Here is a 15,552-nt window from a genome sequence, read left to right as displayed (position 1 = left end):
AAGACTGTATAAAGCCATTTTCTGGCATTTATACAGTCTTATTGAAATGTTTATATTATTTTTCACCTATTACATCTTTAACATATTGGGGAAGTACAAAGCATGCATTGTGAAGCTCCGGAGTATAATACTTCATATCTTGTATTTTTATTTTTGATGTATCAACCTTTGATGGATCATGCTTTTTAGATCCTACGGTAAAGCTCCAATAGCCCCCCGGATACGTTGGTATCCCTGCCATAAACATCTTTGTCACCGGAAATATTTTCTTTGCATCATTGAAAACCTTGTTTACGGTATCAGGAAGAAAGTATGGTGTTTCAGTCTGGGCGATGAATATACCCTCCTCTGTCAGTGCATCAAATATATCCCTGTAAAAGTTTCCTCCGAATAGCCCTTCTGCCATGTTGAAAGGGTCGGTGGAGTCCACTATTATTACATCAAATTCATTTTTATGGTCTTTTACATATTTAATTCCGTCTCCAACAAAAACCTCGCACCTTTTATCATCAAGGGCGCAGCTTATCTCGGGAAGATATTTTTTGCAAGCTTCAATTACATCTCCGTCAATTTCACATAAAACTGCCTTTTCAACTGATGGATGCTTTAAGATTTCCCTTATGGCTCCGCCGTCTCCTCCTCCGACTACCAGCACCTTTTTAGGATTGGGGTGAGTAAACAAAGGAATATGGGTTATCATTTCATGATAAATAAATTCATCTTTGATTGTGGTCTGGACTATACCGTCTAAAACAAGCATCCTTCCGAAGGAAGGAGTATCAACTATTGCGAGGTCCTGAAATTCTGTCTTCTTACGAAGCAGAGTTTCATTTACTTTATAAGTCATTGCTGCTCCTTCTATCTGCATTTCCTTAATCCACATTTCCATATGTACTACCTCCTTGTAACCTTATTAACCATATTATTATACATCATTATCTTATCTTTAGTCTTTATTTTTAATAAAGAAATTAATAAAGTACTTATTTAAAGTACTTTATTTTAGAATGCTTAATTTTTTAACTTTGATTCATATTACCTCTTTAATGGCCTCACATAAAATTTTCATACTTTCCTTTGCTTCATCATAGGAATTGGCTGAATCCCCCAGTTCTATGAGAATTCCTATATACCCTAAGCTTTGGTTGTAATCCTCGGTATCTACGGTGGTAATCCTTACCGGCAGCGTCGGATATTTCTTTTCAATAACAGCCTTTACCCTTCCAATGAACAAAAGGCTTTGATCAAAGCTTAAGGATTTTTTAGAAATTATTATATCGATAGGACTGCAATTTTTATCTCCTGCAATATATTTCTCTCCATGGCGTGTTTGCCCTCTGCTTAAGTCCAGCAAAATATACTGGTCATCTTTTTTTAAAACCTTGTCAAGCTTTGATGATGACAATGTGTAAGGGTCGGCATTTCCGTCCTCTATCCTCAATAAAAAAGAGCTCATTCCGCCGTCATTTATTATATTATATCCTTCAAAACACAGTTTCTCCATATCCCCAACCTGGCTTTGGGGCGAATTCAAATACAGCCTCTTGAAGTTGGAGCTATAGAAAACAACTGTTTTATCCTTTAAGTCCTCTATTATTCTTACGGTTTTTTCATATCTGTTGCTTTTTATAAACAGCATTCCCGCCGCTATCAAAACTGCTATGGATATGTAAAATAAAATACTGTGCCGCTTCATTAAGCCACCTCCTGCCTATTACAATTTTATTTTTTTTTTATTTATATAGAACGAATAATAAAATTTTAATATTTATCCACTTTCTGCTTACACGTTTATTTTAGTGTAGTTTGTCAATAATACTAGGCTAAGGAGGGATACTAGTGAATAGAAATTTATGCTTTATTTTTGTCTTATCCATTTTTTTATATGGGTGCAGCCTTGATTCTCTAAATGCGCTGGCCACGCAAGACGACCTTCAAGCTGCATCTTCCGATACAATTGATGTTTCACAAAGGGAAAATCAGCCTTCCCCAAGCATTCCAGCAAACTATGGAAGCGTTGAGGCGCTCATTGAAATAGGAGAAAATTTTCTAAATGCAGCCTTTGAAGGCGATGTGGATAAAATGCAGAGCTTCTGTGATGAGGCTTTGACCAATGACATTGAAAGAAACGCAGAGGACTACCTGGGCACAAAAACATCTTACAATGTAGATCACATCGAGACTTTAGTTAAACCTCTTGACACAGGCAAATACATGATATTTTCGGAAGTATCTGCTATAAATAAAAATAATAAAACAGAAGTTTTTTCATATTACCTTACTGCAGAAAAAGCAGGAGGGAATTACTTCATAGTTGAATACGGCAGGACAAATCCCTCTGCCAAAGCACTGTCCGGCAACAAATAAGCCCCATTATTACATATAGCAATCAAGGATTGCTAGCAGTACCTAGGAACCTATGTTTATCCAGCAAATAAAAAAGGATGCAAAAATCATCAATTGATTTTTGCATCTTTTTTTCATCAATTTGTTTCCTCTAATTTTTGTATAGTCCAGGTCGAATTATTCTCCAATATTGCTTCTGCGATAAATGTCCTGTTTATCTGATCGGGATTTTTTATAGCTTCTACCGTTATGCTGGCCTTTTTTGGGTTATAGGTGTTGGTGACAAAGCTTAAAGTATAGTCGTATTCACTCTCTTCCTTAAAGGCTTCTATTTTATATCCGGCTGCCTCAATACCTGCAAAAAGAGGTTCTTCCTCATAGGACATGGTAAATCTTCTCATTCTCCTGTCCGATTTTATATCCACACCCACGGTAGTATCCCCGACACTGTTTTTATCCAGCATGGAAATACATTGTGAAATAACCTGTGTATACAGGCTTACAAAATTGTTGGGCCTAAGATACATCTTTGTGCTGTTTAAAATATAAAGGTCCAGACTTTCGGGAATATTGTAATACACATCCCCCTCACCTTTTAAATTTACTTCCTTTTTATATTCCAAAGCCCCCATCCAGTATTCGTAAATTCTTTCTCCTCCATTGGCAAGATATACGTTAATGGTATAATCTGCCTCAATGCCGGGATACAGGTTTACTTCTTTTCTGTTGCTTAATATTGATGCAATCTGACTTATGACTTTAGGATCTGCCACGGTAAACTTCAATGCTTTTTCCTTATTATTGGTAAATACAATCCGGCTTGCTGAAATCAGCTCGCTTTCAGTAGGTTTTTTGAAAATGGCGGATTTCCATTGCTCAACTCTGCAGGAGCATAAGAGAAATGCCGTTAACGCAATCAAAGACAAAATGAAAATTTTCCTCATATGTATCACCTCACTATTCAAAACCAACCTGTACTTTTAATCAACAAGTCTTCCCATATATAAAAAATCGTAATATTTACCGCCAATTATCATGGCCCTTCTTATTCTTCCCTCTATCTGGAACCCCATTTTCTTATAGAGAGCTATGGCAGGATAATTATCCTCCCTCACCATGAGATCTACTTTTTTAATGATTTTCCCCGCTTCCGCCCATTTTATTAGAGTATCCAAAAGGGTGGTCCCAATTCCTTTTCCCCAGTATTTCTTGATCACGCTTACTCCGAATTCTCCCCAGTGTTCCAGGCGTTTGCGGTTATTTCCCCAGAATGTCAAAGTACCGCATATGCTGCCATCAATAACGGCAACCAAAAACAAGCGGTTTTTTACTTCAGTATAGTCTTTGATAACCTGTCTCTCCTGTTCAATAGTATATGAAAATTCATTATTGCCATAACTTAAAAAATCCGACTCTCCGCCTACAACATTTGAGTACCTCACTATTTCAGCAGCGTCCCTTAAAGTAGCCCTTCTTATAAAACATTCGGTGCCATCCTTGAGTTTGTATACATTCAATGCAAACACCCCCGTATGTATATTATATATTATCCGTATATGGAAGTTCACAGTTAAAATGATAAAAATATATTATTTTTATTATTATGGAAAATAATATAAAGGGCGGACATAAAGCCGCCCACCTGGATTTTTATAAATAATTTTAAAGTTTAATCCTCAAAAATATAATAATAGCTGCCTATTTGCCGAAGAAGATCCTTTAAAACCGGGGAGTCCATATATTCATATATGTCTTTGTAATGATTTTTATACTCTTTATCGGCCTTTGAGCTTAATATTATATCCAGGGCTTCCTTGAACCTTTTATACTCTTCGCTGTCTTTATTTTCATATTTAAGAGCAAGTATCCCCTGTCTCATATAGCCGTTATCTATTTTGTATAACCTGAGATCAAGCATATCCAAAAATTCAATGCTCTTATCATAGTCCTCAAAGTATATTGAGAGTACAACAGGGGCTAAGTCAAAATAATTCGTATCCTTATATGCATCATATATCCTGTCAAAACACTCTTCTGCCTTTTTATAATCCCTTAATGCAAGATACATTTGTGCCATCTTGCCATAGTCATCGGTTTCAAGATAATAAGAAGGTATTTTTTCATATCCTTCAACAGCCCTTTTATAATCTTCGGGAGTTTCGGTAAAATGCCCCGATAAAGAAGCTTTCAGATAGTATACATCACCTGTTATATCATACAATCTGTCAATAAGCTCTGTCGCCCTGTCTATATTCCTTCCCTCTGTTATTTCTCCCTGGCCGTTTATATATTTTCTTCTGGTACCTATAGAATACAATTTAGACAGTACCATCATCGCATGGGTATCATCAGGGTTTTTTTCAAGGTCCATTTCATAGCTTTCTATGGCTTCTTCGGGTTTTCTTTCAAGTATCAGCCTGTCGCTTTCCGTAAGGGAGTTTTCCGAAATGCTGATGGCCGTCATGTCCTTCAAATTGAGTTTTATGGTCTTAGAACTTGTTATAAGCTTTCCGCGGCTGTCATAGGCATTGATATAGAAGGGAACAAGGCTTCCGGGATAGAAGCTTCCAATATATGCCTGGGGGTTTAATATGCCGTCATCGTCCATCATAAACCCATATGTTCCCATATTCACTTTATTTATATCCATTACATACTTTGTATCCTTTATTTTATCCCCCGGTGAAAAGGCTGCGTAGCTTCCTTCTCTTTTTTCGAGGTCTTCAAACTGTATGAGGTATACATGATAATACGCAGCACCGCCTACTCTTTCCCACTCTATTTCTACCTTTCCGTCAGCGGGTGATATGGTGCCCTCTGGTTTTATTACATTCATGGGCTTTGCAAAAGAAAAATCGATTTTTTTGTTTTCTCCTTCTTTAAGGTGAAAATATCCCTCTGAAGTCGTTTGGAATACTGTATTTCCTATGTTGAAGGCAGATACTCCTATCCCAAGGGTGTAATTCCCTTCAGGAAGGCCGGGTATAATATATCTTCCCTCAAAATCGGTAACGGCATTTATACATGATCCTTCATCTCCCATGGCATTGAGCCTGCCGTCTTTTTCATCCTTTAAATATACATATACATAGGGTGCGGGGCTGCCGTTTATCGTCACCTTTCCTTCTATACTTGAGCTGCCGCTATAGCCGCCGTTGATTTTATTGATAATATCAATCTTATCAAAATAAGACCCTGTATGGGAAAGCATTGATAATTCTGTGTGAGAATTATCTTTTTCCCATTTGGCTAAATCCTGCGCCTTTTTATAGTACTTCAGTGCTTCCCCTGTATTGCCGTCATAAAGATATGCATTCCCGAGGAGCATATGAATATCCGGGTCATTTTCTCCCCTTTCTATGCTCTCCATTCCTGTATTTATTGCTTCATTATATTTTTTATCTATTATATTATAAATCATGCTGTATTCGGAGGATATAATACTAAGCTCTTTGTTTTGAGATTTACTGCCCTGCAAAATAAGCTCCTTGGCCTCTTTATATCTTCCGCTCATCATATAAAGATCCAGCAGGTTATTATATGCCAGGCTGTAAAACTTGCTGTTTTTATATTCCTTCAATATTTGGTTGTAATAATTCACTGCATTTTGAACCATATCATCGGTTATGACTGGTCCGCCGCTGCTCATTCCTCCGGCGTAAAACCGGAACCTCGAATCAAAACTCTCTGAAGGTATGAGGCTGCTTGCCAGGTTGTACAGCGCTTCATCCTTCCGGCTGCCATAAGGAAACAGGTTTATATATCTTTTATAAAAAACCTTTGAAGCTTCCATATCCCTGTCGCCAATAGTTTCAGCAAATGTCATTAAAGCATTTGGGACTATAAAAATCACCGTTACAAGAATTCCGGCAATTATGGCTAGAAGGTGCTTTACCCTAATCCTTATCTTTTTCATAGGATTCACCTCCGCCAATATCCTGGTACACTTCAATCCCTCCCATGTTTATAACCTTTATGCTGGTGTACCCTTTTATGGTTTTATCCATTTTCATCCGGTCGGTTGCGGTAAATGACCAAAATGTCATAAAAAATATTATAAGAAAAGCTGCCATAACAGGGGGAATGGGAATTTCAACAGTTGTATTCATCAATTCTCTGAATTTTTTATATATACTTTTCTTTTTTACTGTTTCATCCATTATCCTTTTTTTCAATTCATAAGACATCTTTAATGAACCGGCTTCGTCCATCAGGCTTTCTCTTATTTTCAGATCCAGCTTATCCTTTTCCATATTGGATTCCCTCCTCTGCAAGGGTTTTCTTTAATAAATTTCTCGCTCTATGAAGCTTGCTTTTTACGGTTCCCTCGCCTTCATCGAGTATGGAACAAATATCCTTTATAGGCATATCCTCAAAATAAAAAAGTGTTATGACTTCTCTATATATGGCGGGCATTGAAAAAACCAAGCTCTTTATTTTTTCTCTGTCCAGCTTTTCTATTACTTCATTTTCAATATCAACTTCACATTTTATGTCAGTTCCGTCTATAGATGGGTACTGCATATCCTTTCTTAAAAAGTCGCGGCATTTATTTACTGCTATTTTATATATCCAGGTATAGAGGGATGAATTGCCATGAAATTTACTGATATTTCTGTATACCTGTATGAAGGTCTCCTGTACTGCGTCCTCTGCTGCCTGGAGATCCCTCAATATGAGATAACATACTCTTAGGGTTCTGTCTCCATAGACTTCAACAAGGCTTTCAAAGGCAGCATTTTCTCCATTAATTATACCTTCTACAATGTCCCTGTCCCTGAGGTAGGTTACAGGCATATCATCCCCTCCTTTCACACTATAGACATAATTAGGCGTTTGCGAAACGCTGGAACCTGCATAATTGCATGACTTTTTCGTTACAAAATAAAACAACTCCTCACTGATTTATGGTAAAATTGAATTGTCGAAAAACAAATTCACCACTACCTCAGAAAGGAGTTATACACATATGTTACCATATAAACAGCTTTCTTTGGCAGATATTTTTTCTGATTGCAAAGAAAAATTTGAAAATGATAAATATCAGTTCCTTTCCCTGCTTGAAAATAACATCAACCTTGACGAGTTGGTTCCTGCTTCTTTCAAAAACCACTTTTACGCTTCTACTGGTAGGCCACGGAAATTTCAGCTTTACGCCATGCTTTGGGCACTGATTTTGCAACGTATTTTTTCCATACCTACAAATTCCCTGTTAATCATTTTTCTTCAATACTCTAAAGAATTAAGAGATTTCTGCGGGTTTACCAAAGTTCCTAATGCTTCTAAGTTCACCCGCTTCAAGCAGGATTTCCTTTTGGACTTACAATTCATGTTCGAATCCTTAGTGGATATTACCGAACCGATATGCCAACAGGTTGATCCCAAACTTGCTGAAATGACCATATTTGATACCTCTGGTATTGAAGGTTTTGTTACCGAGAATAACCCTAAATACATAAACCGTATTATCAAACAACTGAAATCCTTTTAAAAAAACAGCTGAAATCCTTTAAAAAAGCTAATGAGATTGACGATTCCTATGACCCTTATAAAGCTACCTACGCCTCTATGCCCTCCCATTCTGCTTCCAATCCAGCCATTCAGCAGATGTATATCAATGGGCATTTCTGCTATTCCTTTAAATTTGGTATTATAACCAACGGTCTTGGCATTGTAAGGGATATTTCTTTCTACAATAAGAAGTTTCTTGAATCTCATGTCGATATCATAGTCGAGAAAAAATCCGATTCTCCTGATAAAGATAAATACTTGCAGATTCAAAGGCTCTCATACCCGTTCTTAAGGATTTCTTCGCCAAACATCCTCTCATTAACCCTAGGGTATTCATAGGTTATGCCGCTTTCGATATCATTCAGATTTATCATGACTTATTTCATGATTTAAAGTTTCAAATGTGTATTTGAGAAAATGCACCTTGTTAGATTTTTAAAACTCTTCTTTTTCTTTATCAGGTATTCTCTGTTCAATAAAATCAATTAGTTTCGCAATTATCTATATAGACATAATAGCACATAAAAAGGTTGCATATCTGGCAGCTGATTGCTAAGAGCTTTCCGTCCGAAAACCATCCTGCTTTTAACGGCTGCGCTCGCCATCCCTGGCTGGCTTTACTCTTCTTTGCAACCAGATACCTTCCAACATTTGTTAACAGCCTCGTAGACACCGCAAATGTTCCTTCCGTCATATTAAACCTAGCTCATCGAGTTAATTCAACTATGATATTTATAAACAGAGGCGTCTCCGCCGGACACATAAAAAACAGGCATAAATTTAAAACACCACCTTCTATTAAGATTAAAGAAGGAGGCGTTTTCACACTTGCTATAAATAAGCCGGAATGACTGATAAAACAATATCTTTATAGTTCAGGCTTACGCTATTCGCATTTCATAAAAAATTATATATCTTTGACCTTTTGGCTCTTTATTTACAGAGCAGTCATAGGCATAGCTCCACTCCAAATAAATTTCCCTTCCCTCGGCTAAATCTCTTCGATATTTCCCGCGCAATAATTTAGCGTAATTTAATATTTCATCTTCTTCCTTAGCGAGAAATGCCTCATCTCCCGACACTTCTCTCTCATTATTGTCAACAATTACCGTAATATCTCTTTTACCGTCAGTTACCAGGTTCCAAAGATCTCCCATAACAGCTTCGATTATGGTCCTTTGTTGTTCTATCCTCACGGTGCCGCTCACATCAGCTATAAAATACGGGTAGCATATACAAAGGCCATTATCCTTTATCCTTTGGTATATTTTAACACCTTCATTATATGCCTCTTTGGCAGTGACTCCTACAAGTCTCGGGAGATTATAGTCATTGCCTTTATACAGTGCCGTCCTTATGGTCCAGAGGATGCTGTCATTTAAGTTTGTTTCCGGAGTGAATTCACTCCATTTAACCGTTGGTAATGAAAGTGCTTTTAGTTCATAAAATCCCATTAGTTTATTCATAAAATCACCTATTTTAAAACAGCTGAAGCCGCAATTTCCAAAAGCACAGGCCGCAATTCATTTTCCCACTCCTGTTCGTCCATATAAAAAGCAAATCTGTGGAAAATATTATCCTTATCCTGTCTGAAAACTTCAAATGCTTTTATGTATTTATTATTACTTCTTTTTGAATACATTAAAATATATCCGTCTGCCCCGTCAATTTTTATAGGTTCTATGGTATACTGTTTAAAGGAAATTATTTCCAGTAAATTCTTCTTGCTTTCATTTAAAAAATTTATCAGGGGTTTATTAAAGTTTAATATCTCAACATAGCCATGTATCTTTTTATCCTTTGTTTCAAAATCCATATGATATACGATTTCAGTACTGTTTAAATTTTGTTCTTGAGCGCTCCAATCCGCAGGAAGCTTATAGGAAAGCATTCCGTTCAATCCTGTGTACGCCTTATAATTTATATCCTTTAAGGTTATTGCATTATATGTTTCAATATTTTTTCTGGCTAAAAATATAACGACAATTATTAATATAAGGCAGACTACAATTAAAGCCCTGCGTTTTGAACTTCTCATATCTATAACTACCAACAGCAGCACCATCCTTTTTAATTTAGCTACTGTTAATATATATTCTTATTATACAGGAATATTAATATATTTGAATGAGCTTGAAGGATTAAAAATTATAAATGCCGTCAATAATTTTATATATGGATTAACAGAAAATAAAACTATTTTTTAAATTATGTGGAGGATGAGTTATGAAAGAAAAATTAACCTTACTCAAAACTAAGCTTATAGAAATCTTGGACAAGCATGAAAAAAATTTATATGTATCTAATGTAAAGGACATTTTGGTTTCTCTGTGCTTTCCCATGACACTTATAGGCAGTATATTTTATATCGCCGCCAACCCTCCGGAGTGGACAAACACTGGCCTTTTAAAATTATGGACCTCGGCAGCCTACGGAATAAGGGAGCAATTAATGATACCTTATTACCTTACTTACGGAATGGCAGGCATTACGGCATCCTTTATGCTTTCCTACTGCCTTGCAAAAAACAAAAATCTTGATCCCTTATTATCTGCATTGATAACGGCTATTTCTTATCTTGCAATATTAATTCCCGGATATAATGATACGGCACTCACGCTTTTAGAATTGAGCAAAATAACAGGGCCCAGCAGTCTTTTATCAGGCTTCATTATTTCCGCTGCATGTATAAATCTGCTGGCACTTATTAAGTCTAAAAATATGGGTTTTACAATTAAAAAAGGAGTCTCTCCCGCACTTTCCTACGGCTTTAAAAATATATTCCCCATCATGATTGTAGTCCCCTTTATGTGGCTCATAGGCTGGGGCTATAATATACTCCTTAACTATCTTACTGCCTTTTTGTCGCCGGCATTCATAAATTACAAAGGACTTTTAGGCTCTTCTTTTGCAAAAGCAATTTTAGGTTCTCTACAAACATCTCTTATGTACATTATAGGTATGAACGGCGAAGTATTAGGCACACCTTCATACAGTATTTTTTCCAACTTAGGAGGAGCAAGTACCCTCTTGCCTTTGATAATTTTATTTTTATTGTCACCGTCAAAGCATTTAAAACAGCTAGGAACTTTGTGCATCATTCCGGGGATTTTCAATATACCCTACCCTGTTTTGCTGGCAGTACCTATAATATTAAACCCGGTATATGCTCTGCCTTTTATCGCTCATTCCATCTTAAGTACATTCATGAATGAAGCTTCGGTATCTTCCGGTCTCATTTCCATTGAAGTACATGCAATATCAGGCACCGCTATACTTTCAGGAAACTTAACAATAGTGAATGTCATATTTATAATCCTGCTCCAATTGTTAAACATAGCCTTAGGCTTATGTCTTTACTATCCCTTTTACAAACTTCATGAGGAATGGCTGATCATAAGCTGCGGAACAAAAAGTGAGAAGACGTCCCTATCCATCCCCTTGATCTCAAGAGTTAAAATTATAATTGATAAGCTTCATAGTTTAACCTTAATTAACAATAACAAAGGAAGGCCCCTTTAAAATTTGGGTCTTCCTTTCTATAATATCTTGCTTGGCCTCAACTAATCGTTTTGACCTATTATTCCTGTAATCGGATCGTACATCATTACCCAATAGCCCATATCCTTGCTGCCTTTTGAGGAAGGTATCCATGACACAAAATCACCCATACCCGGGAAAGGCTGTTCAAAGGGATTATTAGTTCCGGGTATGCCAAATACCAATCTTCTTAAAGCTCTGCCGGCCTGACGATCGCCTTTATCCTGGTATTGAATTCCAAAGAGATAGTGTCCATATTTTTTCATGCTGTTTTGAATATTTATATTGGCATTATTAAGGAATGGATAAAATATAAGGTCATAACAGGGGAAAACAAACATCTTGCGTCCATCCCTCTGATATTTATCCATATCTACTTTCCATAATCTGCAGGATGGAAAATCCTTATCCATTTTTATCTCTTCATAATCCTCCAGAATATCTTCTAAAGCATCTTTAATCATGTCCCTTCCTTCTTCTGCGTCATTGTCCAAATCATCCATTGTTTCCATTCCCATCATGTTAGGATAACCCATGAAATTCTGATAATCCATACCCATTAAGCCCATGCCCATCATATTTTGATTTCCTGTCATAAAGGGGCATCCCATGTGCATAGAGGCCGGCATTCCCATACTCATGCCCATCGGAAGCTGCTGCTGACCCATGCAATTAGGATAACCCATAAGTGCGCTGTAAGGGCTTAAATTCATATCCTGCATATGTCCATATAAATTCTTCTTTTTCTTCTTATCATCTTTTTTATTATGTTTGTGTTTATCTCTTGTATAATTTGCAGCACTTTCTTCGGCCTGGTCTATTATATTAACGTATTCCCTTTTTTCTTCCGGTTCATTGGCACTTACATTTTCTACAGGGGCCTCTTCTTCTTTTACTTCCAGGCTTTCACTTAAGACCTCTGCCTCGCCTTCTATAATGCCGCTGATTTCCTTTTCATATTTTGAGAACATAATACTTTCAACGGACTCATCCTCTGGTTTATCTTCGTCAGTTTGTACCGCAGGCTGTACTGCCTTTGCTTTAGGATTAGGAATGGCACTCCTCCACTCAAATTTCTCCTTGCTCATATATCCTGCAAGAGGAGCTACTACCGAGTCTGCGTCCTCTCTGTCGACAATGATGGCAGCAGCATTGAATTTATCTATTGATAGCTTGGTGTCAAAAGCATTATCAGCTCCCGATTCCCACGAGGATTCTCCTCTTCCGAACTCATCTATGTTCATTATACCCAAATAGGCGACGCTATCCTTCCCATCCTTGTGACTTATTAGATAGCACTTGTACAAACATTCACCGTTTTCAAAGGGCTTTAGATTCTGAACATAAGCTGTTACCTTGCCTTTATCATTTTTAGTCTCGACTTTTACATATCCGGTAGGCATTCTGCCCGGCCCTATTCCGTATCCCTTGTCCTCTTCCTGAAAGATTATAAAAAATCTATTGTAGCTTTTTTTGGCAGCCAATTCGTACCCTCCCTCAAAAAAATATTAATTCAATATAATATATGAAGGAAAACGGGTAAAGTGACAAAAAAACTATCTTTATTTTCTTAAATTATACACTTCATTGGAAACTCGGGCGAATTCCTCAATTGACAATGTTTCGCCCCTTCTTATTGGGTCTATGCCGCTTTTTTCAAAGGCGGTATTCAATTCCTCCTTTGAAAGCTTCAAAGATTTCAAAGAATTTGAAAGGGTTTTTCTCCTTTGGTTGAATGAATCCCTTATTATGGAAAAAAAAAGTTCCAGGTCTTCGACTTCAACAGGGGGCCGTTTATTTATTTCAAGCTTTATAACAACCGAATCCACCTTGGGCCTTGGCATAAAACAATGGGGCGGCACCTTAGCAACAATCCGGGGCTTTGAATAATATTGAACTAAAAGGGATAATGCCCCATAGTCCTTTCCTCCGGGTTGTGCTGCCATCCTTTCGGCAACTTCTTTTTGAACCATGACAACTATGTTTTTAACATCTATACTTTCCTTAAAAAACTTGGTTATAAGGGGTGTTGTTATGTAATAGGGAAGATTGGCACATATGGTTATTGGAAAATTTAAGAAATCTCCTGCTGCTTCCTTTATATTTACTTTTAAGGCATCCCCTTCATACAGTTTTACGTTACCTGCGTCTTTAAGGACATCTGATAAAATAGGTATCAGATTTTTATCCACCTCGATTGCCATTACTTTTCCCGCATTTCCCGAGAGTTCTAATGTCAGGGTTCCGATACCTGGTCCTATTTCAAGTACGCTGTCATCTTTTGTTATTTCAGCCGCTTCAATTATAGTCTTCAGTACTAAATCATCTATAAGGAAATTCTGCCCCAAGCTTTTGTTAAACCTAAATCCGTATTTTTCGATTATAGACCTTGTCCTTATGCTCTTTATCAAATCATTCATTTTCATACCCCTGTTTATTAACTCGTTTTATCGCCTCTATGAATTCTTCCCTTGTTATACCATAATTATTAAGCCTGGATAAAAACTGCTTGCCGTTTGCATGGCCAATACCCAGTATTCTCCCTATTTTATCTCTTTTTAGTCCAGATTCCAAAGTTCCTAAAAGGCCGTTCTCAATTAGGTCGTTAACCGTAAACTCCTGTCTTTTCTCTGTGCTCTCAGCCCTGGCCTTATTCAATGCATCCAGTATATCCTGAGGTTCAGCGTTTTCAATACCTATATCTCCGTTTTTAGTGGCTAAATCCACGGGGAGGAAGGCATGCTTGCACCCTTTGACCAGGCTTTGAACTCTTTTTCTTATCATTTCTCCTGCATAGTCGGGGTCTGTAAATATTATTACTCCCCTTCGCTCACCGGCTGTCTTGATACTTTCCCTTACACTTTTTCTTAAGGACCATCCGCCTGTAACAATTATTTCTGCATCTACCGCCCTTTTTACTGCTATATAATCATCTCTGCCTTCTACGACAATGATTTCTTTTATCATAAATATCCTCACACTTAACTGATGTAATAAATAGAGCAGGGTTAATCCCTGCTCTATTTATTATACCATTATTATTTTATAACTACTACTTAAGAATATAAACCTTAGTTTTATGGGTACTCCATGCAAGATACTCTTCCGTATTCTGCGTGAAGAACAGGTCTATAATATTTCCTTTTACCGCTCCGCCTGTATCTTCTGCGATGGCATAACCATATCCTTCAATATAAAGCTCGGTTCCTAAAGGAATTACTTTGGGGTCCACTGCGACGGTACTCCATTTTCCTCCCCCGGAAATCCTTCTGGGTTTTGTACCGGTAGCAGTGTTACCACCTATTTTTCCGGTGTTAGCAATATCATCAGTATAAGATGTAGCCTTCATAACCATCATCTTTTCAAATCTGATAGTATCTCCTCTGGATAAAACCTTAGTATCCAGAGTACCTGCTGCTATCAAAAGGCTTACGGCCGGTTTTATTATTTTCTCGTCAATAACTTCCCGGCTCTTTTCAACTCCGTCCTCATAGGTGATTTTTATGGTCTTTTCCTTCTCGCCGTTTTCACCCTGTCTTAATTCCTTTTCCTCGCCTGCTTCCCAGTCCGGCTTAGGTTGTATTTCTTTAGTGTATGCAATTATCTCTTTTTCGGTTATTTCCTTCTCCGTAACTCTTACCACTTTTACTTCCATGCCCTTTGAAATGGCTGTATCCATTTCGGGATATACCTTATCTTTCTCATCTAATGCTATGCCTTCCGCAAAGAGCATATCCTCCACGTTTTCTTCAGCAGTTATAAACTGAATTTCCTCCCCGTCTGTAATTACCGTGATAGGCACTGCCCGTTTTATTATGACTCTGTCTCCATCCTTTATCATGGAATCAATTCCAGGAAACACTTTATCCTTCAAATCTAATTGGATTTGATTCTGATCTAAAAGTTCTCCTACGGTACTCTTGAATGTTACTGCAGCCGTGCTTTTATTGCCCTCTATTATAAACACTTCTTTTTGTGAAGCGCCGGCAATAACCAAAGATACGACTAGCAGCAGCATACAGGTCAAGGTTATGGCAGGGTTATTTGAAAAAAAGCTGATCATCTTATCTTTAAAACTCTTGTTCATGATAAAACCTCCTTTGTTCAAGACAGGAACAAAAATCAGTTAGTTAATAAGGGACTCCTGTCTTTTGC

Annotated in this window: 16 protein-coding genes and 1 pseudogene; 3 read left to right on the top strand and 14 right to left on the bottom strand. The window is 37.3% G+C overall.

Annotation, left to right across the window (positions count from 1 at the left end):
- Positions 1–55 precede the first annotated feature (55 nt).
- A complete protein-coding gene (gene speE / locus OXPF_RS16575) occupies positions 56–889 on the bottom strand; it encodes a polyamine aminopropyltransferase (RefSeq protein WP_054876346.1) in 834 nt (277 codons plus the stop codon).
- 141 nt (positions 890–1,030) lie between these two features.
- A complete protein-coding gene (locus OXPF_RS16570) occupies positions 1,031–1,696 on the bottom strand; it encodes a stage II sporulation protein P (protein ID WP_054876345.1) in 666 nt (221 codons plus the stop codon).
- A 143-nt stretch (positions 1,697–1,839) separates the two neighbouring features.
- Here OXPF_RS16570 and OXPF_RS16565 point away from each other — a divergent pair, with 143 nt between their 5' ends.
- The gene (locus OXPF_RS16565; RefSeq protein WP_054876344.1) at positions 1,840–2,367 is read left to right on the top strand and encodes a hypothetical protein; all 528 of its coding nucleotides are present in this window, start codon (positions 1,840–1,842) and stop codon (positions 2,365–2,367) included.
- Positions 2,368–2,483: 116 nt separating this feature from the next.
- Here the strand turns inward: OXPF_RS16565 and OXPF_RS16560 are convergent, their stop codons facing one another.
- The 5 genes from OXPF_RS16560 to OXPF_RS16540 form a co-directional block, all read right to left on the bottom strand.
- Positions 2,484–3,290: a hypothetical protein gene (locus OXPF_RS16560; protein ID WP_054876343.1), complete on the bottom strand. Its 807-nt coding sequence runs from the start codon at positions 3,288–3,290 to the stop codon at positions 2,484–2,486.
- A 36-nt stretch (positions 3,291–3,326) separates the two neighbouring features.
- Entirely contained in the window at positions 3,327–3,863 is a 537-nt protein-coding gene (locus tag OXPF_RS16555; RefSeq protein WP_054876342.1) for a GNAT family N-acetyltransferase, read from the bottom strand.
- Positions 3,864–4,015: 152 nt separating this feature from the next.
- The gene (locus OXPF_RS16550; RefSeq protein WP_054876341.1) at positions 4,016–6,262 is read right to left on the bottom strand and encodes a tetratricopeptide repeat protein; all 2,247 of its coding nucleotides are present in this window, start codon (positions 6,260–6,262) and stop codon (positions 4,016–4,018) included.
- Complete coding sequence (locus tag OXPF_RS16545) at positions 6,243–6,599, bottom strand: hypothetical protein (RefSeq protein ID WP_054876340.1); 357 nt, start codon at positions 6,597–6,599, stop codon at positions 6,243–6,245. The genes OXPF_RS16550 and OXPF_RS16545 overlap by 20 nt, the downstream gene beginning before the upstream one ends.
- On the bottom strand, positions 6,586–7,143 hold the full coding sequence (locus tag OXPF_RS16540; RefSeq protein ID WP_054876339.1) for an RNA polymerase sigma factor: 558 nt from the start codon (positions 7,141–7,143) through the stop codon (positions 6,586–6,588). The genes OXPF_RS16545 and OXPF_RS16540 overlap by 14 nt, the downstream gene beginning before the upstream one ends.
- Before the next feature lie 172 nt (positions 7,144–7,315).
- On the opposite strand from OXPF_RS16540, the pseudogene OXPF_RS16535 reads away from it, so the two are divergent.
- Positions 7,316–8,255, top strand: a pseudogene (locus OXPF_RS16535) (transposase); the annotation flags it as partial.
- Between the two features lie 83 nt (positions 8,256–8,338).
- Here the strand turns inward: OXPF_RS16535 and OXPF_RS16530 are convergent.
- From OXPF_RS16530 to OXPF_RS16520, 3 genes are all read right to left on the bottom strand, one after another.
- A complete protein-coding gene (locus tag OXPF_RS16530) occupies positions 8,339–8,551 on the bottom strand; it encodes a hypothetical protein (protein ID WP_054876338.1) in 213 nt (70 codons plus the stop codon).
- 187 nt (positions 8,552–8,738) lie between these two features.
- Positions 8,739–9,323, bottom strand: a complete 585-nt coding sequence (locus OXPF_RS16525) for a hypothetical protein (protein ID WP_054876337.1) — start codon at positions 9,321–9,323, stop codon at positions 8,739–8,741.
- A gap of 8 nt (positions 9,324–9,331) precedes the next feature.
- Positions 9,332–9,910, bottom strand: coding sequence for a hypothetical protein (locus OXPF_RS16520; protein ID WP_054876336.1), 579 nt, complete (start codon positions 9,908–9,910; stop codon positions 9,332–9,334).
- Between the two features lie 173 nt (positions 9,911–10,083).
- Here OXPF_RS16520 and OXPF_RS16515 point away from each other — a divergent pair, with 173 nt between their 5' ends.
- The gene (locus tag OXPF_RS16515; protein WP_054876335.1) at positions 10,084–11,379 is read left to right on the top strand and encodes a PTS transporter subunit EIIC; all 1,296 of its coding nucleotides are present in this window, start codon (positions 10,084–10,086) and stop codon (positions 11,377–11,379) included.
- A 41-nt stretch (positions 11,380–11,420) separates the two neighbouring features.
- Here OXPF_RS16515 and OXPF_RS16510 read toward each other — a convergent pair whose 3' ends face one another.
- The 4 genes from OXPF_RS16510 to OXPF_RS16495 form a co-directional block, all read right to left on the bottom strand.
- Positions 11,421–12,881: a DUF7922 domain-containing protein gene (locus OXPF_RS16510; RefSeq protein WP_054876334.1), complete on the bottom strand. Its 1,461-nt coding sequence runs from the start codon at positions 12,879–12,881 to the stop codon at positions 11,421–11,423.
- Between the two features lie 78 nt (positions 12,882–12,959).
- Positions 12,960–13,823, bottom strand: a complete 864-nt coding sequence (gene rsmA / locus OXPF_RS16505; protein WP_242854437.1) for a 16S rRNA (adenine(1518)-N(6)/adenine(1519)-N(6))-dimethyltransferase RsmA — start codon at positions 13,821–13,823, stop codon at positions 12,960–12,962.
- On the bottom strand, positions 13,810–14,364 hold the full coding sequence (gene rnmV, locus OXPF_RS16500) for a ribonuclease M5 (RefSeq protein ID WP_054876333.1): 555 nt from the start codon (positions 14,362–14,364) through the stop codon (positions 13,810–13,812). The genes rsmA and rnmV overlap by 14 nt, the downstream gene beginning before the upstream one ends.
- 85 nt (positions 14,365–14,449) lie before the next feature.
- Positions 14,450–15,484, bottom strand: coding sequence for a 3D domain-containing protein (locus OXPF_RS16495; protein WP_054876332.1), 1,035 nt, complete (start codon positions 15,482–15,484; stop codon positions 14,450–14,452).
- Positions 15,485–15,552 lie beyond the last annotated feature (68 nt).

The sequence above is a fragment of the Oxobacter pfennigii genome (assembly GCF_001317355.1).
Lineage (GTDB): Bacteria > Bacillota > Clostridia > Clostridiales > Oxobacteraceae > Oxobacter > Oxobacter pfennigii.
The sequence above is the reverse complement of the archived record's forward strand: the minus strand, read 5'-3'. Positions and strand labels throughout refer to the sequence as shown.